Here is a 24,087-nt window from a genome sequence, read left to right on the forward strand (position 1 = left end):
TTCTATCCACCCCATAACGTTTGAGGCCATATTTTTGCGCAGGCGTTAATAGCCGTTTCAACGTGTCGCAAACTTTCATTCTATATAATGGATCGAAAGCAGGTAGCTTCGTTTGATAACCACTTTCGCCGAGTCATGAAAAAAGGAGGTGATCACATGCCTGTCATTAAACCGGTATTTACAGCTACTGCCTCCGCGCCGGTAGCCTCTGGGGGAGCAATCACTACGACCATTAATCCCGTTACGACTCGCTACTTCGCTGCCATTACTGCCGGCATGATCGGAGCCACCGATACGACGATTCCCGCAGACAGCTTTACGAACGACGACGATACTCCTATTACTGATCTGCCAACGATTACAGCGGCTAACGATTATTTCAACGTCTATATCAACGGAGTCCTGCAGCAAAACTCCCTATCTACGCTTACAACAGCAAGCTTAGTGCTTGCCACTACAGATCTCCTGGTCGGAACGCCGGTAACATTGGAGGTCGCCAGCTTTGCCGGAGCTGCATCTGATTTAACGACTCCGCCGACCATTTCTGCGCCTGACATTACAATTAACACTTAACGAACACAAAGAAGGAACCGCAAATTAGACTGCGGCTCCTTCTTTGACTTCATGCATATATCCAGAACATTTATACATATGAATCACTTCGTAGGCAGGACAAGAATATCGCCAGGTTGGATATTGCTTCCGGCCAAATCATTCGCCCGCATAATCGAAGTAACATATATCCTCGTATCCATATTACCAGGCTTATGAGCTGCGGCAATCTTCCATAGAGAATCCCCCTGCCTGACAACAACTGATTCCAACTCTGCAAATTCATGCTCAGCTGATGAGGCTGCTACCGTAACCATTCCCGCCCAAGCAATAACCACGAACAGAATAAACACTAACACCTTAAACAAGGTAATTCCAGCAAGTATATTCGAAATGGAGTAAGCAATTGCTTCATTCAATCTGGCTGCACCCTTACGCAGGGCTCCCACATTGCGCGTATTCGCCTTACGATCATAAATGCTTTGATAGGTACTGTATCTCAACATAATATTATCACTCCAAACAAATGTTCTTATTATTTGAAATCATAATAACACGAACGTTTGTTTGATTCAATAGTTTTTTAGAACAATTGTTCCCCTATTTTTCGACACCGATAATTCAACACGCTGAGATGCATATCCCAATAGCAATACCCGCATTCCAATTCAGCCATTCCATATTTAGAACTTATGTTTGTGCGAACGGAAGTTCTATGTTATAATTTTTCCAAACGTTACTAAATGGGGTTGATGGATTATGTCGAAGGTTTCTAGCCGTCAGCAAGCTATTCTTGAATTTATACGCTCCGAAGTAAGATTGAAAGGTTACCCGCCTTCCGTGCGTGAAATCGGCGAAGCAGTCGGACTAGCTTCCAGTTCAACGGTACACGGCCATTTGGATCGGCTAGAGAAGAAAGGCTTTATCCGGCGTGATCCAACGAAGCCAAGAGCGATCGAATTGCTGGGGCAAGACGAGGCGGAGGGCATCGGCCAGTTTGCCCATTCCGTGGCCCGTGTGCCCGTCATCGGTAAAGTCACTGCCGGCGTTCCTATAACGGCGACCGAGAACATCGAGGATTATTTCCCGCTTCCGCAGCATTATGCCGGAGAAGGCGAGATCTTCATGTTATCCGTTGTCGGCAACAGCATGATCGAAGCGGGAATCCATAGCGGAGACTATGTTATTGTGCGGAAGCAGCAAACGGCCAATAACGGAGAAATCGTTGTTGCGATGACAGAGGATGACGAGGCGACGGTCAAGACATTCTACAAGGAAAAGGATCATATTCGCCTTCAGCCCGAGAATGCGACGATGGAGCCGCTTCGTTTGAAACATGTGACGATCTTGGGCAAAGTAGTCGGCCTATTCCGGGATCTGCACTAGAGTGAAATCAAAGAAAGAGCTACCTTGTCGGTAGGCTCTTTCTTTTTATATATTTTTAAACTCTTAGAAAACGAATATATGCTTCATTAAATGCCTCAAGCTCATCGTAGAACACACCATGCCCGCTCCTTTCAAACCGGTAAAGCTCGGATTGGGGGATTCCCCGGTGCAAAGCCTCTGCAGAAGCAAAAGGGACGATTTGGTCCTGCGCACCATTAAATAATCCTGTCGGAACAACGATGCGGTTGAGGTCCGGTCGCAAATCTTCATCCCGCAACGAGACTAGCCCTTGAATCGTCCCATGGCCGGAAGCAGCCAATCCCATATCTTGAAACCAATCCCGGAATGCAGGAGTAATTTTGCTGAAAAAGAACTTCTCCACAAATTCAGCCAGCATCTGCGGACGATTCGAATAAGTCTGTTGAATAAGCGCATTAATATCATGGACAGGCAATCCGTAAGGATAATTAGGCGATTGGGAGAAGCGAGGGGCAGCCGCCGAAATTAACGCCAGTTTGCATACCCCATACCCTGCATAACGCGCCATGTAGCGAATAGCAATCGCTCCACCGATGGAGAAGCCTGTGAGGATAAAGCGGTTTATACCGAGCGCCGCAACAACGGCACGAACATCGGCGGCCAGCCTATCGTAATTATAGCCTGCCCACGGGCGGTCCGATTTGCCGAAGCCGCGCAAATCGATCCCGATGCAGCGATATCCGTATTTCGGAAGGATGTTCCACTGGTATTCAAACATTTTATGATTGACCGGCCAGCCATGGATAAACAGAATCGGCATGCTGCCAGGGCCAGGATCCACATCTTCCACAAATATTTTAACCCCTTGCTCCACCTCGATATAATACATTGCAGTTACTCCCCTTCCAGCCGCGTTAATTAATTGAACGCATACTAGAAGGTATGCAGCAAATTGATGCATTATATCGGATACAACTCCTGCTTACCCCCGATTTCCTTCCTGCAATCTTTACACAATCCGGCAACATGGCCAAAATCATTCGAATAGAACACCAGCTTCTTCGCCTGGTTGCACCGGGAACATTTCTGATTGCGTGAAGCGGCGATGTCCGAATTCTCATTGGAGGCTCGCTTCTTGGATAAGTAGATGACATTGCTCTTTTGCGCCGAAGTCCTCCTCTTCTTTAAAATCGCAGCCGCTACTCCAAGGGCAGTCAAAATGAGAACAAGCAATATTAAACCAATCATTACAATAACCCATAATTCCATGGAACCTCTCCCCTCAGATCTTCAATTTATATGTATCGTCGCTATTCCTGCTCTAATACAGATGTTGTCTTAGATCTTAACGGAGATATACAGCCGCTGTAAACAGCAATAAGCCCTGGAGCATAAGCCCCAGAGCCGCTTGGTTGACCTCGATGCGTCAACGCAGAATACCCCATGCCCGCTCCCTCTAGAGTAGCATGGCTGCACCCTCCCTTAACGCATCAATGCGCTTTTTCATCCGCAAAGCTGCCGCCTGTTACATCAGACACCGTTTCGACCGCAATGAAGGCCTTAGGGTCAATTTCACGAACGACCGTCTTCAGCATGGACAATTCCAGCCGGCTGACTACGCAGTAAATGACCTGGGTTTCTTCCTTGCTAATCCCGCCTCTCGCATACAGGTAGGTTGTGCTTCTTCCAAGACTATTCATAATGGCTTCGGCCACTTCTTCGTACTGCTTGGTGATAATCGTAACCGATTTCGATTCATCGAGACCCTGTACGATAACATCCATGACCTTGGAGGCGATATAATATGTGAAAATCGAATACATCGCCGAATCCCAGCCGAGCAGGAAGCCGGCTACGATAAAAATAACGATGTTGATAATGAGGATGATCTGACCTACGGAAACATTGACTTTTTTCGAGATTAAGATAGCTACGATTTCCGCCCCATCTGTCGTACCCCCTAGCCTTAACACTAAGCCAACGCCCAGACCGAGTAACAACGCGCCAAATAGAACTGCCAGCAATTTGTCATTCGTAAAAGCCTCCACTTGATGCAAGTAACCCGTTGTTAAGGAAAGTACTGCGATACCGTACAGCGAAGCGAACGCGAACTTCTTCCCAACCTGTCTATAGCCAACAAATATAAAAGGCAGGTTGATCGCGAAGAGGAAAATCCCCAATGGAATTTCCGTAATATTCGTGAGCATAAGCGAGATCCCTGTGATTCCGCCATCAATAATCGCATTCGGTACAAGGAACAGCTCCAGCGCAACTCCGGCTATGATTGCCCCGATGGTGATAAAGAAAATTTTTGAAATAAGTTCTACTGGTTTACTTAAATTCTCCTTTCTTCTGCTTGTCTTTCCGATACTTGGCTTGGTTTCTGCCATCTTTTCAACCCTTTCAGTAAAATTTACATATAAATAATTTAATGAAATTATAAAAGAAAATCAAATGGAGTGATAAAAGACCCCAGATCCCTCCTCACAGGAGAAACCCAAGGTCTTGTCAATCAGCATATTCAATTAGCCTCAATACGGTTTATTTCACGCCCTTGCGGCGGTTAGAAATATCCAGCCAGACGGCGAAGACGAGGATGGAGCCTTTAACGACATACTGCCAGAACGATTCTAGTCCCATCAGCGACATGCCATTGTCCAACGAGGTCATAACCAGAGCGCCGATCAGCGCACCGATGACGGTACCCGCACCACCCATCAGCGAGGTGCCGCCGATGACACAAGCAGCAATGGCGTCCATCTCGGCCATCGTACCCGCGGTAATCGTCGCCGATGCTAGACGGGACGTTAATACGATAGCTGCGATCGAGCTGAGCAAACCGCTGAGCAGGAAGATCAGCATCGTTTTGCGATGGATGTTAATCCCCGATAAGCGGGCCGCCTCCTTGTTTCCGCCAATCGCGTAAATATGGCGTCCAAACGTCGTCTTCGTGGACAGGAAATAAAAGATGACGGCAAGCGCGATGACGAAGATAATTGGAAACGGAATGCCTTTGTAGTTGTTCATGATCAGCACAAAGGAAATAATTATCAAAGAGACCACGGCTACTTTAATAATGTCCACGCCAAGCGGGGCTACCTCAAAGCCATACTTCTGCCGGGAACGACGCTTTCTTATGGCACTCCACACGAACAATCCAATAGCGATAGCTGCGATAATAATTCCGAACCCTTTGGCAAAATACGCATTGCCCAGCATCGCCAGCACTGGATCGGATACGGGGATCGTCATCGATTCCGTAACACCCATCAGTACACCGCGAAACACCATCATCCCGCCCAGCGTAACGATAAAAGCGGGAATCATTTTATAGGCAACGAGCCAGCCTTGCACCATCCCTAGCACAGCACCGGCTGCCAATGTTCCAACGATGACAATGATCGGCGGAAGCCCCATCCAGTTGCTCAGAATGGCGGCAATCCCGCCCGTCAGACCTACGATCGAGCCGACCGACAGGTCGATATGACCCGCGACGATAACAAGCACCATTCCGATGGCCAAAATCGAGGTTACTGACATTTGCGTAAACAAGTTAGAAAGATTGCGTGCGGTCAAAAACGTAGGATCCAGTATCCCGAACAGTATCCAAATTAGTACGAGCGCTCCAACCATCGTATAAGCTCGTACATCCATTTTGCCGAATAGGCTGCCCCAGAGCGACGTTTTCGCTGCGGGAGCTTCTTGCTTTTGAAATTCATTTTGTAGCATAGTTATTTCCCTCCCGTTGCGGCTTGCATAATATTTTCTTGCGTCGCTTCGCGCCAATCGAACTCGCGTACGAATTCCCCTTCACTCATAACCAGAATCCGGTCGCTCATGCCCAGCACCTCCGGAAGCTCCGAGGAAATCATAATAATGGCTACGCCCTGCTCAACAAGCTGATTCATCAAATGATATATTTCGTACTTCGCTCCAACGTCAATCCCCCGAGTCGGCTCATCCATGATGAGGATTTTCGGGTCGGACATCAACCATTTGCCGATGACGACCTTCTGTTGATTCCCCCCGGAGAGCGTGCCTACGGCCGTTTCGAGCGAAGCTGTTTTCGTCTTTAAATCCTGCACATACCGAAGTCCCCATCTAATCTCTTCATTTTCGTTGATGACTCCAAGCTTCGAGACTTTGCTCATCGTAGCCATCGTCGTATTCGTCTTCACGTCCATATTCATTACGAGTCCCTGACGCTTGCGATCTTCGCTAACTAATGCAAAACCCGCCTCGATCGCATCGGTTACCGACCGAATACGAACAGTCTTGCCTTCAATCAGCACCTCACCTGCCGAACGCCCATCATAAGCGCCAAACAAACTGCTCACCAGCTCGGTGCGTCCTGCTCCCATCAATCCGGCTATCCCTAAAATTTCTCCCTTGCGTAAAGTGAAATTTACATCCTCGATCACTTTCTGATCCCGTTTTTCGGGATGCCATACATTATAGTTCTTTACTTCAAGCACAGTCTCTCCAGGCGTATGCTCTACCCTTGGGTAGCGCTCCGTCAGTTCGCGGCCCACCATAAGCGACACGACATGGTCATCATTCGTTTCATGGCGATCCAGCGTCGTTACCGTCTGCCCATCGCGCAGCACCGTAATCGAATCCGCCAGCTCGAACACTTCCGGCATTTTATGCGAAATATAAATGCAGGAAACCCCTTCGCTGCGAAGTTGATTTAGAATATTCATCAAAATGGCGACTTCACTTTCGGTCAATGCCGCCGTCGGTTCATCCAAAATCAAAATTTGCGTATGCTTGGACAGCGCTTTGGCGATCTCCACAAGCTGCTGCTGGCCGATGCCCAGGCTGCCGATTTTCGTGTTGGGCGAAATGTTCAGGCCCACTCTTTTCAGCCACAAGGCAGCATTGTGATACAGCTCATCCCAGCGGATGACCCCGTGCCTTTGCGGCTCCGCCCCGAGAAAAATATTTTCGCCCACGGTCATGTCCTTCACGAGCGCCAGCTCTTGATGGATAATCGTAATGCCCGCTTTCTCCGCATCCGCAATATTGTGAAACTCCTTCTTCTCTCCGCCGATGAGCAGATCGCCGCTGTAGGTTCCCGCCGGATACAGACCGCTCAGCACTTTCATAAGCGTTGACTTGCCCGCCCCGTTCTCGCCGCACAAGGCATGAATTTCGCCCTTCTGTAACTTGAAGTTCACCTGATCCAGCGCCTTAACGCCCGGAAACTCCTTGCTGATGTTCACCATTTCTAACACGTACATAGGCTTCTATCTCCTTCTAACGCCGAGTTATCGTAAAGGGACGGGACAGCCGAAGCTGCTTTCAGTTGCAGCACGAGCTTCAACTGCCCCGCAAATCCCTTGCCAGATTCACTTAGCTAAAGCTTACTGCTGCGGCCATTGATCTTTAGGAACATTCTTGTAGACATCCTCCAGCTTGTGGAAACCGTCCTCGATCAAAATAGAGAGCTCATCCTTGCTGACCGGAATCGGATCAAGCAATACGGATGGAACATCGAATTTGCCGTTGTATACAGCCGTGTCCGTAGCAATGTCTTCGCCTTTCGCTGCTGCCACAGCCATTTCTGCCGCCTTCGTGGCGATCGATTTAATCGGCTTATACACCGTCATTTGCTGCGTGCCTTCCGCGATCCGCTGTACCGCAGCCAAATCCGCATCCTGACCGGATACCGGGATTTTGCCGGCCATGCCTTGTGCGGTCAAAGCCTGAATCGCTCCGCCTGCCGTACCGTCATTCGCCGCTACAACGCCTTGCACGTCGTTCTTCACAGAGGTCAGCGCATTCTCCATGTTCTTCAGAGCCTCTTCCGGCTTCCAGTCTTTGGAGAACTGATCATACACGATTTTGATGTCGCCTTTCTCTTCCAGCGGCTTCAAAATGTTCATCGCGCCCGTCTTGAACATATGCGCATTGTTATCCGTATCGGCTCCGCCGATGTAGACGATGTTGCCTTTTGGCGCTTGGTCGATGACGGCCTGAGCCTGGAGCTCCCCGACCCGGACGTTGTCAAAAGAAATGTAGTAATCCACTTCGGCATTATTGATCAGACGATCGTACGCGATGACCTTGATGCCTTCTTTATGCGCCTTCTCTACGATCGGCGCGGTCGCTTCCGCATTGTGCGCGATGACGACGAGTACGTCGACGCCCTGAGAAATTAGCTGCTCCGCCTGGCTAAGCTGTGTAGCATCATCGCCGTTCGCCGCCAGCACCTTCACATCTCCGCCGAGCTCCTTGACCTTGGCCGAGAAAATATCCCGGTCCTTCTGCCAACGCTCCTCCTTAAGTGTGTCCATCGACAGCCCAATGACGATCTTGCCGTCGTCTTTGCCTGCGGCCGTATTTCCTGTTCCTGCGTTATTCTTCGTATTGGCGCTGCCATCCGACACCACACCGCAGCCTGCAAGAGAGGATGCCAACAAAACTGCAGCTAAGCTTAACCGTAACAAATGACCGTATTTTCTCACTCTTTCTTCGCCCCTTTTCATCGAATATAATGTTTGATTGCGCTTACATTTAAATCTTAGCACCGGACTTGAAGCAGTGGACGGACGATTACCTGCACTTGTTTGCTCTCCACCTTCAATGGATTGCGCCCTGATGTAATGATTTTCATGGATAGCGCTTTCATAGCACGATTTTGCTGAACATAACAAAAAAGTCCTTGTCGTTTAACAAGGACTTGGTTTCTCCAGTTGCTGGCGATACTCGGTAGGCGTCATTCCCAGCGTTTTCTTAAAAACTCGACTGAAATAATTCGGGTCATTGTAACCGACCTCAAAACAAATTTCCTTCAAACTGAGACGCTGTTCTCCAATCAGCCTCTTGGCCTCCTCCATGCGCAGCCGCGTCACATAATCAATGAAGTTTTCACCCGTGTGCTGCTTGAACAGTTTGCTGAAATAATATGGGCTAAGATTGACGTATTCGGCACTCTGCTCCATGGAGAGGTCCTCTTTGTAATTCTGGCCGATGTAGAGCAGCGCACGTTGAAGCACATGGGAACGGCCGCGTTCTTTTTCTTCCTTTAGGCCATCGATAAACGTATCCAGCCACAGCTGCGCGCCTTGTCTTAGCGTTTCCCGGTCCTCTATAGCGCTTAACGAACTGATTAATTCTGCCCCATCGCCAGCTTGTGTCCCCCGGCTTAAATACAAGAGCAGTCCGATTACTTCTCCCCGCAAGCGCGGCAATTGGGCGGGCTCGCTCCGTACCAGCCGTTCCCAGAACAGGGCAAACCGATTCGCCGCCTCCTGCTTATCCTGCCGCAGCAGCGCATCCAGCAGCTTCTTCTCTTCGTCGAGCGTAATGATCCTCTGTCCCGAGCTCTGAGCAATATCGTCATAATGCCGGACGCTGACGAGATCATGGTCATCCGCGCATACACGGACAGCTTCCCGATATGACCGGCCCATCCCGTCCCAGCCTTCGCGGATTGATCCAATACCGACGGACAAAGTGAGATGGAATCGTTCCTCGATAAGGCTCTTTACGCGTTCGCCCCACTCGAGCGATTTCACGCGCTGCGTGTAACCCGGTTGACCGGGAGGCAAAGGGATGAACAACGCCATCTGATGTCCGACCACAGGGCTGACGAGACAGGATAGGTTCGGCTTGGCGAAATGCTTGACGGCTTCGTAGACTTCTTTTTTGACGAGTTGAAATCCTTCCCAATCCTTGGCGGCATGCCGGGCAAAAGACAGCACCGTCGCATACCCCTTCTGCCACTGCAAATTCAATAAATGGGCAAGCTGCTCTACCTCGACCTCCTGCACGCATTCCAGCATCAGCATGAGCGACAGCTCATTCTCCGCCAGCGGCAGCAGCTGAGACAGCTTCTCCTGCATTTCCAACCGTTCATCCCGCTCGCGCCTCGCTTCTTCCGTCTCCGCGATCAGCGTCTTCAGCACCTGAAGCACCTCCTCCCGCTTGGCCGGTTTGAGCAAATAATCCCGGACCCCTAAAGCCAGACTCTCCTTGGCATAGGTGAAGTAATCATGGGCTGTAATCATCACGATCCTCGTCGCCGGATACTTCGCAAGTATTTCCCGTACCGCCTCCAGCCCTTGAATGCCAGGCATCTTGATATCCATGAAAATAAAATCCGGCCGTGCCTCCTCCGCAAGCTGAATGGCCCGTCTGCCGTTCTCCGCATGAAGAAACGTGAAGGTATCCGGCAGCATATGCCGGATCATCAGTTCCAGCCCCTCGCGCTCAAGAGCTTCATCATCCGCGATAAGCAAGGTGTACATGGCTATCCCCCTCATATAGAAATCAAGTTCTGTTCAATTGTAATGATAATCCTATCCGATCTGGCTGATTTACTACAGCCAAATAATTCAGCGAAAAGTAGCGATGATACCTACCACGCCGATTTCAGGATGCTCCGCACCTTTATGACTATCCTACCCGCAACTGTAAGCGCTGGCAACGGAAAATTGTAGCGCTACCATTTGCTCCGGCTTCGTACCAGTTAATAAATGTCTGTATGGAAAGGTTATCTATTCTTGTGCTTACAGCGCCATGGAATTCCTCGATTAATAAATCTTATTATGTGAATCCAGTTCGCTACGCATTTTATATCAAAAAAAAAATAGCCCGTAACAATAGGTTCTCTCCTATATTAGGGGCTGTTGAAATATATTCGATTTACTATCGCCTTCTTAGAGTGAGCACAACATTAGCACAACATGATCATTGGTTCAGCCGAACAGTTGTCTCCGTGCTTAATAAAACTGGCCCCTCCACAGACCATACCAGATTGTATCTTCCTTTCCTGAGCCCGTCCGGAAGCTTAAGCTTGAATTCCTCCCACGTACCCTGTTGTTCAGCTACAAGACGACCATCCTGCCACAAGCGAAGAATCGGGCGAATATGCTGTTCTCCAAGCTTGCGAAAAGCTGCATGCGTCATATCTTCAGCAATGACCAGTTCCGGTCCGGTCAATGGATCCACGGACAAAAACACCGGATCTTTCACTGCATTCCAGTTCTCATAGGTCACCTGCAGCAAGCCTATCAGTCGATTTCCGAAGCTGTCCTTCACCTGCACCTTCCCATTCATTTCTTGGCCTTTACTGTTCTGTGCAGATAGACGCGCCGCGTAGCTGTGATCGGTGCGAAACTTGATAACGCCCCTGCTCTGCTGAGGCCTGGCATCGAGAACATGCACGAATTTGACCTGTCCGGCCGATTCAACGTCCAGCAGTTGGAATTCCAACTCCCCTTGGCTGACATACAGCTGCTTGCCCGGTTTCGCCGGAAAGAGAAAGTGCTCGCTGAATATCGGATTTATTCTATCCTTAATTCCGATTTGGTCGTCCTCGTCCCGGTATGGAGATTGCCAATCAACCTGGAGCATGGATGAATAATCAGGGTCAGTATGGAGTGTAGTTGTATTTTTATCTATTTTAATGTCACGCTTGAAATAATACGGCCGCTCACCGCTTCTCTGCACAAGGGTCATCGTATAGCTTCCACTGCCCAGCCAAGCCATGTAAGTACCATCCTGCTCTGCAGCTATGGAGGTCACATTTACGCCATCCTTGGAGAGATCAAAGAACTGGCCTGCCTGCAGCCGGAACGATACGAGACGCATCCCTGACTGGTCCGCTGCAAGATCGATTGTCACTCTGTCGCCAGTTTCCGGCTTTAATATGGATTCGGTATAAAATGGCGTACGATCGCTCGTCAATCCGCGTATTTTCAGCACATAGCTGGCTCTGGGTGAAAGTCCCAGCACTTCGAACACCGCTTCTTTCTCGGCAAATACCATGCCGGAATACAGCTCTTCACCAGTCCTGCTATCGACAACGATCAACTCGCAAAGCAAGCTGTAGAGGCTATCATGTGAAATCACGCTAATAGCCGTTGCCTTGCCTTCGCCTACACGAAGCTCGTACAGCTTCATCTCGCTTGGACCTGAGAAGGGAAGCGGCAGCCGGGAAGCATCTACATATAAAGAATACGTTCCTTTGGGTATATGCGCGGGAACCTTCCAGATGGAGCCGTAATCAAGTTCACTGCGGGATACCTCCCTGCCTTTACGGTCAAGCAGCACAATAGAAGGGTAGATCTCCTCGCCATCCTGATAGATTTCGCTGATGGCTAGCTGTCCTCCTAGCGACAGGGAGTAAGCAATATCAAGTGTTTCGCCTGGACGGACGCTGAATCCACCTTTCACTTTGGGCTCCATAGCTTTACTCAATATAGCCTGCCCGGGTATGACTAAAGAATGATTCTGTCCAGCCTGGATAACCGAATCATGCGGAGCCAGCGAGTATTCCCACTCGCTTCCTTCTGAGAGCTGGGTCAGTTTGACAATAGACACTGCTGCAGAGTACCGGTCCAGCCATAGAGGCTGACTGTCTTGCAGCATAATCGGCTGCTCCAATCCTTCGGCCTTCGATTCCAAATAGAGCTCTGCCTTATCCGCCCAGTTGGGCAGACTATATTTCATCGGCCGGGAGAGGTCAATATCAAACTGTACTTCAATCGGACGCCCTCTCTCATGATCCACACTGATATTCAATTCCCTTCTGGCTACATAACTTCCTTCCAATGATGAATATGCCGCAAATGCTGAATATGCTCCTGTGGGAAGCAGCAGCTTGCCCATACCCTCCTTCCCGGCTTCCAGCCGGTAGGCCAGATCCCACAGCTCCTGCCCATAAGCTATAGGGACGACCGTAAATTTCCCTTCTTTGGCTGCGGCGAGAAAGGAAGAAGCTGTATCCGATGAGGGTTGTGAAAAGGAAATACTCAAGGCAGCGTCGCTTTGCTGGCGGGAATCGAACAGAAGCGGCGCACCCCGGTTTAGAATTTCCTGAACAGCCGTATACTCAAGTCCGTTCCTGTCATCGGAGAATGATGCTTTGACAATATATCGCTCTGTCGCCAGCAGGAGCGCTTCCGGAAAAAAAGCCAAGCCCTGATCATTGGAATACATGCTGAACACGGCTTCAAATGGATCTCCCATCCACGCAGACTTCTCCACTTGCCTTAACAGTTGAATCTTCGCGCCGTGAACCGGGGTTCCCTCGGGATCCAAAACCGTTACCGGAATTCCCATTGCCGTCGTATTACTAATAAGCAGGCTGATGTCCAGCCTTGTACCGACGGGCTCCCCCGTAGCGCTGAAGGCTTGAAGCGACCAGGAGCGCATTCCGTCAGCCCAATTCTCCGTATTCAGAGAAAAGGCGGCAATTCGCTCCGTCTCTCGTACCTGCAGGGCGTCGAGCGGAATCAGCAGTCCTTGCGAATCCGTCATAGCAAGGGAGGTGCCTCCCTTAGGCAGCCTCACTTCAAAATCAACCTTTCCTTTTACCTGCTCCAGCATATTCGGCTTCAGCAGCCGCAGCTGCGGATCGATCCCAGGCTCCTCGGCGAGCGACAATGCAGAATCAATCTGCAGCAAGCCGTGGCCAAAGTATATATCATATCCCGGATCGCCCAAATCCTTCGCCGATTGCTCAAGGGCAGTCCGAATTTCCTGAACGCCCCAATCGGGCCGTGCCAGCTTCATCAAGGCCGCCGCCCCCGATACATAAGGCGCAGCTAACGATGTTCCGTCATGGTATTCAAAGTCTCCAAAAGGCATCGTTGTCAGAATGCGTTCACCGGGTGCTGTCAAATCAATCGGCGTGCCATAATTGCTGAATGCTGCAAAGCTGCCCGTTTCAGTCACTGCCGAAACAGCGATCGTCTCCGGATACATCGCCGGGTAGTAACCGGAGGTATGATCCGCATGATTTCCGGCAGCGGCCACGACGATGATCCCGTGATCGACGGCCTTGCGTACGGCTTCTTGGAGCAAATAACTGTTGCCGTTGCCGCTAAGACTCAAATTAATAACATCGGCCCCGTCTTCGATTGCCTTCTCAATCCCTCTGATCACGGAGAATGTCGACCCGTTTCCATATTGATCCAGCACCTTGATTGGCAGAATTCGTACGGGATATCGGCCAGCAATTCCAGTAACGCCGATATCATTAGCATAGACTGCGTTAATGATCCCGGAAACGGCAGTTCCGTGCCCAAAATCATCCTCTACTTGCTCCGAATCTTCTATAGCATTATAACCCTTGAGAAAACGGCCCTGCAGGTCGGGATGGTCCGTATCAATGCCTGAATCCAGGACGGCTACGATGATCTCCCTCGAATCCGGTACATTCATGCCGCTAATCCTGCTCCATGCCTCCGCAGCCTGAACGGCAATATGCCCCCACTGCTGCTCATATAGCGGATCCCGCCCCTCCTTGAGCTGAACATCCGAAGCAGCCCTGTAAATATAATTAGGTTCGATATAGGTTACGGACGGATCATTCAACAACTCCTCCAGTATTTCCTCCTCCTCATTCGGCTTTACCTCGATCAGCTCAAGCTGGTCCGAATCTTCGTGGCGGAGGGTGAAGCTTTCTTCCGGGACAAGCCGCAGCATAGCAGATGCTTTATAGCTAACCAGCCATTGTCCGGGTACGGCGTGTTCACTCCAATCGGCATTTAACACGGTATTGAGTTCCGATTCACCGGATGCCCCCCATAATTCCTCCGCATTAGCGGCCGGGGGGAACTGGACTAGCAACAGCCCTACAATCCAAATTAAGGCCAAGTATTTTTTCCAGTTCATGTCTGCTTCTCCTTTGCTTCGGCATCCTGCTTTTTGATTTGATCACCAAGCTTTCCAAGTAGAGAGACCAGGCCGTACAAGAATAACGCCAGCAAAATCTCCGTCTGAACATTCCCGATCTCCACACCATCGATCCACTGGTCAATGCTATAGATCATCGTTCCAAAAATAGCAATCAGCAGAATTTCCTGTACTGCCCTAGTTGCCCAACTGAGCCGATCCTTGAACAAATGCCTTCGCAGGCTGTCCAGCATGGTTCCGATCATGCCCAGGATACCGAGTCCCAGCAGCAATAACCCCATAAAAGCAAACGCCGAGCCAATCGAAGCAATTCGAAGCTGGATAAAATCAAAGCTTCTCAGCGAAAAGACTGCAAATACTAGAATAACTAACAGAACAAGGATAATACCCGCCAGCACAAGCCATAATAACAAGCGCTCCTTCATGCTGTTTTTGCTCAAGACAGCAGACACCTCCATCATCAATATGCCTATGTATATACCGCCAAAAACCGTCGGAAGCTGAAACGCAGCATTCGACGGTCCTTGGCATCTACTTCATGATAATTATAGAACGAGGAACACGATCACTTCAGCAATGGAATCTGCAACATCCTTCGGCACTCCTGCTTTTACAAGCAAGTTAACAAATTGGGATTTACTCCACGTCTCCAGCGCTTCCAATGCATCCGCGATTTGTGAGCGGTATTTCAGAACATTGTCTGCGGCTTTTTTGCTGAAAGGCTTAAGAGCGTTTTCCAGTAACCAGCCGCCAGCACGAACCATAGCAGCAATCGTCTTAAGCTTGATTTCAGAATTAACATTTTTCGAAGTGGAAATTGCAGCTGCAGCATAAGCAGCCGGCTTCGCCGCAGCGGCAGGTGTGCTTGCCGACGCAATAGCGGAAGTCGTTGGTACAACAAAAAGAGCGGTTGCTACAGATGCCATGATTACCTTCTTAAACTTTTCATTCATCATAAAATCACTCCTCCAAAATAGTTAATGATTACTGCATTTATAGAATAATTCAATTTTTAAATATATAATATATTTCCTTTTATGTATTTACTTGGGTGTTATAGCGTGGTATATTCTACCATTTAAACAAAAATAGCAATTTAATAGTTTAAATGATTCCAAGCACCTTTAGAATAAAGGAAGCTTTGGAATTAACATTCATTTTGTTGTAGACATTGATCACATTGACTTTCACCGTACCCGGACTCATCTTAAGAAGCAGGCCAATTTGCTTGTAATCATAATCAAGGAACCAGTACCTCATTACTTCTTTCTCTCTCGCTGTTAACTGAAACGGCTCGAATAGCTTATCCACATCCAGTTCGTCATCCGACATATCGCGGAGATCCTGTTCCACAAGGGAAGATATATACTCTAGTAGTTGAATCAACAGCTCGCAGTTAAAGGCCTTATCCGTGGAAATATCGAGAAATCCGGCAATAACCCCCTGCTCCCCTAATATAGGCACACAACAGCAGCTCCATCCTTTGAGTATTTCCAGCGAATGGTCCTCTCCTTTTAGGATGACAGGCCGTCTCAGCTCCTTAGAGGCTGAAATGGCATTTAGCCCCGCATGCTCTAGTGCAAAAGAGGTGCCCGTACAGAGTTCATATTCTCTGACTTTCTCTATCACCTCTTCGGTCCCGCTTGAATACAGCACCATTCCATGAGGATCCGTCAGCAGAAGCAAATAAGAGAATTCCAACGGCAGCATTCTTTGCTTGACAGCGTGAATTAATTGCCCGTTCATTTTAACCGAGCGTTTGATTTCTTGTTCTGTCAGCTTGTGCAGACATTTCAATCCAGATTGAAAACAGAAGCGATTCTTGCGCAGCATATTCATAAAACTACTTTTTTCATGAGGCATTAATTCGAATTTCCTCGTTTTTTCCGATCGGATCGGCAAAAAAATACTAGGCATACTTTCTCCTCCAATCTGAATCGCTATTTCATAGCATTATGGAAATATTGGAAATTTCAATTAAAAATCATCATATCACAACGCTTCACCCATTGGAAACAATGTAAATATTTGTGTGACTTATGTATTATTTTCATTATTTTTGTTCGGAATTTAGTCCTAAATGTTCACATGAACTGGCATACAAAAAAAAAATCCCTAGAGCTCACGGGAGACCGGGCGGCCCCCTATGTGAGGCAGGGATCAAAACATCTTATAATTTAAAGCCAGTCTAAGCCGCCGTACGAAATGGCAGGGTAAAAAGCACAGCAGTACCCGCCCCTTCAGCGCTGTCGATATCGATTAGCTCCTGCCCATCGAAAAATAAATGCAATCTTTTGAACACATTATGCGTGCCAAGTCCAGTGGATTGTCCTTTTCTGCCACCATAACGCGGCGCTTCCTCGCGAATCGATTGGAGCAGCATATTAGCCGTCTCTTCGCTCATTCCGATGCCGTTGTCGCGAATTTCAATTTCCACGCCGTATTCCGTATAGCTGATGCCAAGCTTCAGCATAGCCCCGGCCTCCATCTGCTCTATCCCGTGCACGAACGCATTTTCTAAAATCGGCTGCAAAGTTAGACACGGAATCATACAGTCCAGCGCCCGCTCGTCAATGTCCATCACGAATTCGATCCGGTCGCGAAATCTCGCCTTCTGAATGTTAATATATTCGGTCACATGCTCCACCTCTTCACGCAGCGAGACTGCCTGATCCAGCTTCTGCAAGTTGTACCGCAGCAGGCGCGAGACGGATACGGCGAGATCGCTCGTCCGGGTTGCTCCCTCGATATAAGCGAGCTTGGAAATCGAGTTCAGTGTATTGAACAGAAAATGCGGGTTAATCTGGCTCTGCAGCGTCTTCAGCTCCAGCTCTTTGACGAGACGGTCTTTCTCCAAGCTATTCATATTCTCCGCCATCAGCCGCTGGATGTTATCGATCATGCCGTTAAACGCACGGCAAAGAATGCTGATTTCGTCGTGGCTATCGCTCTCCGGCGCCTTCGTGTCCATCCGCCCCTTCGAGATTTGCTTAGCGGTAGCCACAAGGCGGCGAATCGGCCCCGTAATGCTCTTCGACAGCCACAGGGCGAGCAGGATGCTGAGCGCCGCTACGGTAATAACGAGTAAAATGCCCAGCGTATTCAACCGCTCCGACGTAAACATCATCTCCTGATAGATTGGCTTATACTGCTCGAGCTCAAGATCGACGAGCGCCTGGGCTTCCTCGCGGATGAAACGCTCCGTTCTCTCCGCTTCAATATACTGGCCCGCCATCGTGTCTGAATCCTGATCGTCGATTCTGGCGATCATCCCTTCCGCTTGCTCGATAAACGTATCGATAATATTGCGGTAGTTGACTAGCGGCAGATCGCTGGGACCGATGGTAGCCAGGCTGTCCAGCTCCGCTCGCAGCGTTTTTACGTTGTTGAGATGCTTGATAACCTCTGGCATGCTCTCCGCGTCCATTTGCATAATATAGCGGTTCATCGACCGCATATTTTCCCCGACCTCATAGGATACCTCTTTATATAACAAAATGCGGTTCATCATCAGATGATAGCTTTCCTGCACCGTCTTGCCGCTCTCGAACAAGAAAAAAGAAACCGAACTCAGCAGAATCACCAGCAGCGGGATTACAAGAAACAGTTTCTTGCGGATCGTCATAAGCTCTCTCCTTCCTGCACGTTGCTGCGATCCAGCACCTTGACCTCGGTATAGTATACCGGGAGCAACTGCTCACCCTGAAAATGATCATAAAGCAGCTTCACCGCAGTTCCGCCCATCAAATATGGCTGCTGCGCCACCGTCGCTTGAATCTCTCCACTGCGAATCGCAGCCAGCGTCTCCTTCTGGTTGTCAAAACCGATAATCGTCAGATCATCTCGCTTCAAGCTCTTGGCCGCCTGCAGCATCCCTAACGCATCTGTGGCGCTAGTGCCAACCATGATGCTGATTTCCGGGTGCTCCCGCAGCATCTCGGACGCCTGCTGAATCGCTTCCATATGCGAAATGTTAGAGCTCCGCACATCGACAATCTCCAGTCCACCGTACTGCTCCACGACCTGGTTCAGCCCATCCAGGCGCTGCAACTGGCTCTCGGCAAGATCGCTGCCGATAATGACGCCGATTTTGCCGGATCCGGCCGCCCTTTCGACGACCAAGTGCCCCAAGCTCTCACCTGCGGCCACATTATCTGTGCCCACATAGGCGAGCCGCTTGCTGTCCGGCGCATCCGTATCAATCGTAACGACCGGAATGCCGCGCGCCACCGCTTTATCAATGAGCGGGGTAAATTTCGCCTCGTTCAGCCCCTGCACAATAATCGCATCCGCACGGGCTGCAATTGCTTTTTCCAACAAATTAAGCTGCTCTTCCATGTTGTTGCGGACCGCACCGACAAATTCGATATCAATCCCATACTCCTCCGCAGCTTGCTGAGCCCCCTTCTCTACCATCTCCCAATACGGATGATAGCGTTCCTGCTCGATGAGCACGATATGATATCGCTTCGACCCATTCCCCTCATGCCCCTGCAATTCTTTCACGATGCTGCTCATTTTTCCGGAATGATGCGCGAAGCCGATAAACAGATATATAAGTATGCCAATCAAAACTGCCGAGGCAGCCAGCCATTTTTTGTCCATCCCCATCACCTCAATGACTATCCTACCCGCAAGTGTAAACGCTGGCAATGGGGAGTTGATTACCTTTTTTAATCAGATAAATTTTCCGTTGATCGTTACTGTCCGAAGGATTATAGGGCTGCCCGCAAGACACTGGATTGGCAGGGTTTCATATAATGTGGCCAGATCGGCACGCCTGCTTTGGAGCCTGGGGGCTTTCTCTCGAGATTTCCCAAATTTTTGGATGAATGATTTAATTCCCACAGCGAAATAATACATAAAAATAAAGTAGAGGAGGTTTAATAATTTTGTCTGATAAAGAACTATATGGAACATATCCAAGACAACCAGGTGACTCCGACCCTGAACCAGAGCCTAAAGAACCAACTTCAGGCGGTGGCGCTGGTAACGGCCCAGGCGATGACACTGGTGGAGATAGATTAGATGTAATAAGTAAATTTAGGTCAATTGCAAGGGAAGAACTAAAGCATATGAATTCCTCTGATTTTAGAAAGATTAGTATGAACAATTTTGAAAGAACAATATTAAAAAATGACGAAAATTATTAATTTAATATAAATTTTGAGGAGACTTAGATATGGCGCTAACCTTTAGAATTGTAACAAGCGGAAATCGTGCTGCGATCAGAATGAATACATCAACTGATCCAAGCTTCTTTACGTTTGATGAAGTTGTTAAGTTTGATTCACCTGTAAAAGCTTGCTGGGCGGCAATAAGCTCATTCAATTTTGACTTTCCAAAGATAAAGGAAGCGGATGGTACAAATCGAAATATAACAACTGAATCAATAGGAGTTGGGCTTATCTGTAGAGTCTTAGACGAAGATCCCAATGCTGTATTAGTTCATAACTCAATTTATTTAGAATCCAAAGAAATGCTTGATCATGCTTTAAAACCCAGTGGATCTATTGATTATATTGTTTTTGCAGAAATTTGAATTCCATATCTTAAATTTGTGTTTAGGATAGCCCAGGTTATGTCCCTCTCCTTGATACCTCATCGTGAATTGCTTTTATAGCAGCTAAGATGGGGTTTATTTTATTTTGTTATGGCAGTAATTCTCTGAAACTTGTTGTTCGATCCTCTTCCGCTCCTGGCTGCTGCTTCCGGAGATCTGCCCCCCTGTAGATCGCTCGCTATTGAGTAGGCAAGAATGAGTATTGGAGATGAAATTAGCCCTAATCCTCTAACTTCAGACATGGCTACTCAGTCATAGCAGCCCCCCTTTCCTTCACCTTTAGCACATTTATCGATAAATAGTCACTAGATAGATTCATCCGTCTCACAAACTACATAATTTGTTACATCACGAAAGGAGCTGATCCTATGAAAATCTCAGAAGCCCTTTGTAAACGCCTGGCCAATATCCTTGGCGGAACAGGTATGTCTAATGGCAAAAGCTGCTCAATCATGATTGAAAGAAAATTAAACGCAAAAATCCTTGGAAGAAATTATGAAACCGAACATGAAGTGACGATTCAATCATTACAAAACGGAACGACTCTTAACACTGGGGAAATTACACTACTACAGTCCGAGGTGCAGCGCTTTAATAACGCAGTTCGAAAACGAAATATCAAAGTAACCGCAATTCATAACCATTGGTTATTTGAAAAGCCTAGATTGATCTATCTGCATATTGAATCTGTTGAAAATCCCATCGTGTTTGCCAGAAAATTAAGAGCCGCTTTAAACGTTCTTAAAAAATAGATTCGACTAGTCCAGTCAGAAAATCCCCTAGCTCCAACAGCGCCAGGGGATTCTCAATTCATACAGCCAGTGCGCAGGCATGCGCCCGCAGCTGGGTCCGGGTTGCAGACCGCTCTGACAAATTCGTTATCGAAATCAATACCCCTCCCTTATAATAGCGGAATGTATTTTATACAGCTAGTTAAGCTCTTTTATAATAAATTCATACGCTAAATGCAAAACATGCAGCTAATTTGCCTGATTGGAGCTAATTCGTCGAAATAACTTAAAACTAAATGTAGGTTTTGCAGTTAGTTCCCTCTAACACGGCAAACACCGCTGAATTAACTGCATGAAATACATCTAGTTACCTGACCTGACTATCTATTCATAAATCAGTCAGCTAAGGGGTAAGACTCCATATTTATTGGGGAAATGATCAAGAGCGAAGTCATTTGCGATCCGCTTGGCGAGCATGCCCTTCAGCGCTGCAACGGGGGTGTTATGGCATTGTTCTAATTAATAATTACAAATAGCCCCAACAGTAGGTTTTATTATTACCTATGCTTGAGGCTAATTATTTGTACGCATCCCCTTTATGCTATTCAATATTAACGGTGATTTCAAAGCTTTTTATAGCCTCATCAAGCCAAGGCCTTTGATAATGAAACCTTATCTCACCTTGACCGGTCTCAATGGCTACGAATGTCCAATTTCGAACGCTCGGTGCCCCAATAACAGAGTGGTTGCCAACATATTCTTCCTTTTCAAGACTCATCATATTTCTGACAGGACCGACCTCTTCTAGCCATGTATATCCTGTAGATGCGTTTTCAGGTAAAGAAACTTTTAGCCTTTCACCCTTTTTCAATCGGATAACCTTTCCGTTATCTTTTTCTTCGATGGCTGTAACCATGTATTACCCGACCCGACTTTCTTTAATGATAATTTATTTTTTGCTCTACGCTCCAGTCATCAAGCGTTTTTTCTTCCATAAAATTTTCACCCATTTGTTGCAGTACTTTTTCCTTAGCCTTTACCAACGCCTCGACGTCGTCAATTAAATCCGTTGCGCCATAAGCTTCAAAATGGATATCCGCTTCTGTGTATTGATAAGGCAAATAACCAAAACCCTTGTCTCCCCATCGATCCCCCCAAGAGTTTTTAAATTTGAACATTTGTGTATCGTCGTCGTAGCCAACAACACATAATGCATGGCCACCCAGGATGTTTCCGCTTGGCATTGGTATTTTTCCTGTTTTCCCTACCTCGGGATTTCTCCAGTTGTCATACACGGTAACACCGATTACAAAAGGACCGTTAACAACTAAACTTCTCTTCATTGTATCCAACGATTTGCCCATACTACAATACGACTTCACTTTATAGTAGCTTGCGTTTTCATCAGCCCCCGGCTCAGGTCGACCAATTTGTGCTGGATGATAAGGCCAGTATCTTTCTTCGCAAACCCCTATATGATATAAAATCTCCATGGCAACCCGGATATATGTTCCATTCGCTTCAGGAATACCATCAATCTCCTTACATTTCTGATACAGATATCTCGGTGATAGCTCAATATATTTATTATGCTCCTTTTGTTCCTGGGATTCCTTCATCCCTACAGTACAAGCAAATCCTACACATGTTCCGTCCGGCCCTTGGTCTCTTACAGGGGTGATATTGTCAGCCACAAATTGTCGAGGTATTGAAAACTCCGGCAAAATAGATGACATTAGAATATCCCGCTTATCTAATGGGGATGGAATTAACCCTAATCCTCTAACCTCAGTCATTGCTTCTACTCCTTTTACATTTTATTCAATAATACAAATGGTAGTATTACCAATGATTTGATCATTATTTATGAGTAGTTAAGGTAACAAATTCCGAACAAGTTCCTACCCTCACGACCGCTATAAGCAAACATTCAACAGAGCCAAAAAAATAACCCTGCCAGCCGAAGCCACCAGGGTCCTTACTAATTTTTATATTACTATTAATATGCATCTACTTGAAATGTAAGAATGTTATTAAATATTACATAATCAATCCGAGACTTGAAAGGCCCCTTGTTATTACCATATTTATTAATTCCAAACTTCGAGGGACCTGCACCAGCATCTTTAGCATCGTACCACTTAATAAATGAATTAATATCACTCATAGGCAGATCATATTCCTTCTCCAAACCATTCACCATAGTCACTGTAAGAATAGCTCTATCTCCAGTTGGCTCTGTTGGCTTCGTCGGCTCTGTCGACTCAGTTGGCTTCGTCGGCTCTGTTGGCTCTGTCGACTCTATTGGCTTTGTCGGCTCTGTCGACTCTATTGGCTTTGTCGGCTCTGTTGGCTCTGTTGGCTCTGTTGGCTCTGTTGGCTCTGTTGGCTCTGTTGGCTCTGTTGGCTCTGTTGGCTCTGTTGGCTCTGTTGGCTCAGTGGTTTCTATGTTTGGTGTTGCAGAAGCTTCATTTGACTCAACAAATTCTCTATCTTTTACAATTGAAATAACTTGAAAGTAATACGTCGTTCCGTTAATTAAATTAGGAACTGTGTATGTATTATCTATGTTTGAAACTGTAATTGACTCGGTATATTCTCCGGACTCTTTACCATATTTAATAATATATTGATCTGAGTAAGTCGTAGAAGTCCAATTTAAAGCGACTTGTGAATCTCCAGCTTTAGCAATTAGATCAATGGATTCTGCAATACCGAATGTTAATTCATTAATTGCTGCCCAGGATGATTTCCCATTCGCATCAACTTTTATACCAGAGTATGTGCCTCTAGTAACCGAGATAGGTGGATTAATTGAATTAATCCCTGAAAGAATAAGTGTCGTAGGACCGCCAATCTTAACCCATTCGCCATTCACCTTACCATAAATAGTATACTCTGCAGCCACCGCAGGAGTAGCGGCTGTAGCAAATTGAACGAAATTTAAATCTAACGGTTCTGGGAAGATCAATTCAATACTTGCCCTACTACCAGATGCGTTCCACCTAGTTGTAATATCTCCGTCTATTGCATTTGTAGGATAAAAATTACTATATGAACTGTTTGCTGACGCAAGGGTACCTTCAGGTGCAGCAAAACCCATCATCCCAGCTACAGTTTTTCCGGTACTCGATGCAGCTACAGTTTGACTAAATACAGATAGGGTAAAACACAGGACTAGTAGAAAAGAAAACACTTTTTTATTCATTTAATAAATCTCCTTCA

Annotated in this window: 22 protein-coding genes; 5 read left to right on the forward strand and 17 right to left on the reverse strand. The window is 47.4% G+C overall.

What is annotated here, in order from left to right; genetic code table 11:
• Positions 1-156: 156 nt before the first annotated feature.
• Positions 157-573, forward strand: a complete 417-nt coding sequence (locus tag ACYUJT_RS20550) for a DUF4183 domain-containing protein (RefSeq protein WP_460325831.1) — start codon at positions 157-159, stop codon at positions 571-573.
• Between the two features lie 83 nt (positions 574-656).
• Here ACYUJT_RS20550 and ACYUJT_RS20555 read toward each other — a convergent pair whose 3' ends face one another.
• Positions 657-1,058 carry a LysM peptidoglycan-binding domain-containing protein gene (locus ACYUJT_RS20555; protein ID WP_460325750.1) on the reverse strand — a complete coding sequence of 134 codons (402 nt, stop codon included), beginning with the start codon at positions 1,056-1,058 and terminating at the stop codon, positions 657-659.
• Positions 1,059-1,311: 253 nt separating this feature from the next.
• Here ACYUJT_RS20555 and lexA point away from each other — a divergent pair, with 253 nt between their 5' ends.
• On the forward strand, positions 1,312-1,938 hold the full coding sequence (gene lexA / locus ACYUJT_RS20560; RefSeq protein WP_460325752.1) for a transcriptional repressor LexA: 627 nt from the start codon (positions 1,312-1,314) through the stop codon (positions 1,936-1,938).
• Positions 1,939-1,993: 55 nt separating this feature from the next.
• Here lexA and ACYUJT_RS20565 read toward each other — a convergent pair whose 3' ends face one another.
• The 13 genes from ACYUJT_RS20565 to ACYUJT_RS20625 all read right to left on the reverse strand — a co-directional run bounded on the left by ACYUJT_RS20565 (position 1,994) and on the right by ACYUJT_RS20625 (position 19,173).
• Positions 1,994-2,806, reverse strand: coding sequence for an alpha/beta fold hydrolase (locus ACYUJT_RS20565; protein WP_460325754.1), 813 nt, complete (start codon positions 2,804-2,806; stop codon positions 1,994-1,996).
• 71 nt (positions 2,807-2,877) lie between these two features.
• Positions 2,878-3,186: a hypothetical protein gene (locus ACYUJT_RS20570; protein ID WP_460325756.1), complete on the reverse strand. Its 309-nt coding sequence runs from the start codon at positions 3,184-3,186 to the stop codon at positions 2,878-2,880.
• A 221-nt stretch (positions 3,187-3,407) separates the two neighbouring features.
• Positions 3,408-4,307 carry a YitT family protein gene (locus ACYUJT_RS20575; RefSeq protein ID WP_460325758.1) on the reverse strand — a complete coding sequence of 300 codons (900 nt, stop codon included), beginning with the start codon at positions 4,305-4,307 and terminating at the stop codon, positions 3,408-3,410.
• A 151-nt stretch (positions 4,308-4,458) separates the two neighbouring features.
• Positions 4,459-5,646, reverse strand: a complete 1,188-nt coding sequence (locus ACYUJT_RS20580; protein ID WP_460325760.1) for a sugar ABC transporter permease — start codon at positions 5,644-5,646, stop codon at positions 4,459-4,461.
• A gap of 2 nt (positions 5,647-5,648) precedes the next feature.
• Positions 5,649-7,160: a xylose ABC transporter ATP-binding protein gene (locus ACYUJT_RS20585; protein WP_460325762.1), complete on the reverse strand. Its 1,512-nt coding sequence runs from the start codon at positions 7,158-7,160 to the stop codon at positions 5,649-5,651.
• Positions 7,161-7,283: 123 nt separating this feature from the next.
• Positions 7,284-8,408: a D-xylose ABC transporter substrate-binding protein gene (gene xylF / locus ACYUJT_RS20590; protein ID WP_460325764.1), complete on the reverse strand. Its 1,125-nt coding sequence runs from the start codon at positions 8,406-8,408 to the stop codon at positions 7,284-7,286.
• 183 nt (positions 8,409-8,591) lie between these two features.
• Complete coding sequence (locus ACYUJT_RS20595; RefSeq protein WP_460325766.1) at positions 8,592-10,172, reverse strand: helix-turn-helix domain-containing protein; 1,581 nt, start codon at positions 10,170-10,172, stop codon at positions 8,592-8,594.
• Positions 10,173-10,614: 442 nt separating this feature from the next.
• Positions 10,615-14,547, reverse strand: a complete 3,933-nt coding sequence (locus tag ACYUJT_RS20600) for a S8 family peptidase (RefSeq protein ID WP_460325768.1) — start codon at positions 14,545-14,547, stop codon at positions 10,615-10,617.
• Positions 14,544-15,008: a hypothetical protein gene (locus ACYUJT_RS20605; RefSeq protein WP_460325770.1), complete on the reverse strand. Its 465-nt coding sequence runs from the start codon at positions 15,006-15,008 to the stop codon at positions 14,544-14,546. The genes ACYUJT_RS20600 and ACYUJT_RS20605 overlap by 4 nt, the downstream gene beginning before the upstream one ends.
• A gap of 105 nt (positions 15,009-15,113) precedes the next feature.
• Complete coding sequence (locus tag ACYUJT_RS20610) at positions 15,114-15,524, reverse strand: hypothetical protein (RefSeq protein WP_460325772.1); 411 nt, start codon at positions 15,522-15,524, stop codon at positions 15,114-15,116.
• A gap of 148 nt (positions 15,525-15,672) precedes the next feature.
• Positions 15,673-16,407, reverse strand: coding sequence for a helix-turn-helix transcriptional regulator (locus ACYUJT_RS20615; RefSeq protein ID WP_460325774.1), 735 nt, complete (start codon positions 16,405-16,407; stop codon positions 15,673-15,675).
• Positions 16,408-16,756: 349 nt separating this feature from the next.
• Positions 16,757-18,193 carry a sensor histidine kinase gene (locus ACYUJT_RS20620; RefSeq protein ID WP_460325776.1) on the reverse strand — a complete coding sequence of 479 codons (1,437 nt, stop codon included), beginning with the start codon at positions 18,191-18,193 and terminating at the stop codon, positions 16,757-16,759.
• Complete coding sequence (locus ACYUJT_RS20625; protein ID WP_460325778.1) at positions 18,190-19,173, reverse strand: sugar-binding protein; 984 nt, start codon at positions 19,171-19,173, stop codon at positions 18,190-18,192. Before ACYUJT_RS20625 ends, ACYUJT_RS20620 begins: the two co-directional genes overlap by 4 nt.
• Positions 19,174-19,460: 287 nt before the next feature.
• Here ACYUJT_RS20625 and ACYUJT_RS20630 point away from each other — a divergent pair, with 287 nt between their 5' ends.
• The 3 genes from ACYUJT_RS20630 to ACYUJT_RS20640 all read left to right on the forward strand — a co-directional run bounded on the left by ACYUJT_RS20630 (position 19,461) and on the right by ACYUJT_RS20640 (position 20,883).
• Positions 19,461-19,721 carry a hypothetical protein gene (locus ACYUJT_RS20630; RefSeq protein ID WP_283924769.1) on the forward strand — a complete coding sequence of 87 codons (261 nt, stop codon included), beginning with the start codon at positions 19,461-19,463 and terminating at the stop codon, positions 19,719-19,721.
• Between the two features lie 29 nt (positions 19,722-19,750).
• Positions 19,751-20,110, forward strand: a complete 360-nt coding sequence (locus tag ACYUJT_RS20635) for a hypothetical protein (RefSeq protein WP_460325781.1) — start codon at positions 19,751-19,753, stop codon at positions 20,108-20,110.
• 389 nt (positions 20,111-20,499) lie between these two features.
• The gene (locus ACYUJT_RS20640) at positions 20,500-20,883 is read left to right on the forward strand and encodes a DUF1259 domain-containing protein (RefSeq protein ID WP_460325783.1); all 384 of its coding nucleotides are present in this window, start codon (positions 20,500-20,502) and stop codon (positions 20,881-20,883) included.
• Positions 20,884-21,463: 580 nt separating this feature from the next.
• Here the strand turns inward: ACYUJT_RS20640 and ACYUJT_RS20645 are convergent.
• The 3 genes from ACYUJT_RS20645 to ACYUJT_RS20655 form a co-directional block, all read right to left on the reverse strand.
• A complete protein-coding gene (locus ACYUJT_RS20645) occupies positions 21,464-21,778 on the reverse strand; it encodes a protease inhibitor I42 family protein (protein ID WP_460325785.1) in 315 nt (104 codons plus the stop codon).
• Between the two features lie 22 nt (positions 21,779-21,800).
• Positions 21,801-22,658, reverse strand: coding sequence for a C1 family peptidase (locus ACYUJT_RS20650; RefSeq protein ID WP_460325786.1), 858 nt, complete (start codon positions 22,656-22,658; stop codon positions 21,801-21,803).
• A 203-nt stretch (positions 22,659-22,861) separates the two neighbouring features.
• Positions 22,862-24,070 carry a fibronectin type III domain-containing protein gene (locus ACYUJT_RS20655; protein ID WP_460325787.1) on the reverse strand — a complete coding sequence of 403 codons (1,209 nt, stop codon included), beginning with the start codon at positions 24,068-24,070 and terminating at the stop codon, positions 22,862-22,864.
• Positions 24,071-24,087: the final 17 nt, after the last annotated feature.

This window comes from Paenibacillus sp. YSY-4.3, from assembly GCF_054767475.1.

Bases quoted from the DNA above. Each gene is read 5' to 3' on its own strand.
- ACYUJT_RS20645 (WP_460325785.1), bottom strand. From the start codon at position 21,778: ATGGTTACAGCCATCGAAGAAAAAGATAACGGAAAGGTTATCCGATTG.
- ACYUJT_RS20570 (WP_460325756.1), bottom strand. From the start codon at position 3,186: ATGGAATTATGGGTTATTGTAATGATTGGTTTAATATTGCTTGTTCTC.
- ACYUJT_RS20610 (WP_460325772.1), bottom strand. From the start codon at position 15,524: ATGATGAATGAAAAGTTTAAGAAGGTAATCATGGCATCTGTAGCAACC.
- ACYUJT_RS20580 (WP_460325760.1), bottom strand. From the start codon at position 5,646: ATGCTACAAAATGAATTTCAAAAGCAAGAAGCTCCCGCAGCGAAAACG.
- ACYUJT_RS20600 (WP_460325768.1), bottom strand. From the start codon at position 14,547: ATGAACTGGAAAAAATACTTGGCCTTAATTTGGATTGTAGGGCTGTTG.
- ACYUJT_RS20565 (WP_460325754.1), bottom strand. From the start codon at position 2,806: ATGTATTATATCGAGGTGGAGCAAGGGGTTAAAATATTTGTGGAAGAT.
- ACYUJT_RS20650 (WP_460325786.1), bottom strand. From the start codon at position 22,658: ATGACTGAGGTTAGAGGATTAGGGTTAATTCCATCCCCATTAGATAAG.
- ACYUJT_RS20595 (WP_460325766.1), bottom strand. From the start codon at position 10,172: ATGTACACCTTGCTTATCGCGGATGATGAAGCTCTTGAGCGCGAGGGG.
- xylF (WP_460325764.1), bottom strand. From the start codon at position 8,408: ATGAAAAGGGGCGAAGAAAGAGTGAGAAAATACGGTCATTTGTTACGG.
- ACYUJT_RS20550 (WP_460325831.1), top strand. From the start codon at position 157: ATGCCTGTCATTAAACCGGTATTTACAGCTACTGCCTCCGCGCCGGTA.
- ACYUJT_RS20640 (WP_460325783.1), top strand. From the start codon at position 20,500: ATGAAAATCTCAGAAGCCCTTTGTAAACGCCTGGCCAATATCCTTGGC.
- ACYUJT_RS20620 (WP_460325776.1), bottom strand. From the start codon at position 18,193: ATGACGATCCGCAAGAAACTGTTTCTTGTAATCCCGCTGCTGGTGATT.
- ACYUJT_RS20585 (WP_460325762.1), bottom strand. From the start codon at position 7,160: ATGTACGTGTTAGAAATGGTGAACATCAGCAAGGAGTTTCCGGGCGTT.
- ACYUJT_RS20625 (WP_460325778.1), bottom strand. From the start codon at position 19,173: ATGGACAAAAAATGGCTGGCTGCCTCGGCAGTTTTGATTGGCATACTT.
- ACYUJT_RS20555 (WP_460325750.1), bottom strand. From the start codon at position 1,058: ATGTTGAGATACAGTACCTATCAAAGCATTTATGATCGTAAGGCGAAT.
- ACYUJT_RS20655 (WP_460325787.1), bottom strand. From the start codon at position 24,070: ATGAATAAAAAAGTGTTTTCTTTTCTACTAGTCCTGTGTTTTACCCTA.
- lexA (WP_460325752.1), top strand. From the start codon at position 1,312: ATGTCGAAGGTTTCTAGCCGTCAGCAAGCTATTCTTGAATTTATACGC.
- ACYUJT_RS20615 (WP_460325774.1), bottom strand. From the start codon at position 16,407: ATGAATATGCTGCGCAAGAATCGCTTCTGTTTTCAATCTGGATTGAAA.
- ACYUJT_RS20575 (WP_460325758.1), bottom strand. From the start codon at position 4,307: ATGGCAGAAACCAAGCCAAGTATCGGAAAGACAAGCAGAAGAAAGGAG.
- ACYUJT_RS20635 (WP_460325781.1), top strand. From the start codon at position 19,751: ATGGCGCTAACCTTTAGAATTGTAACAAGCGGAAATCGTGCTGCGATC.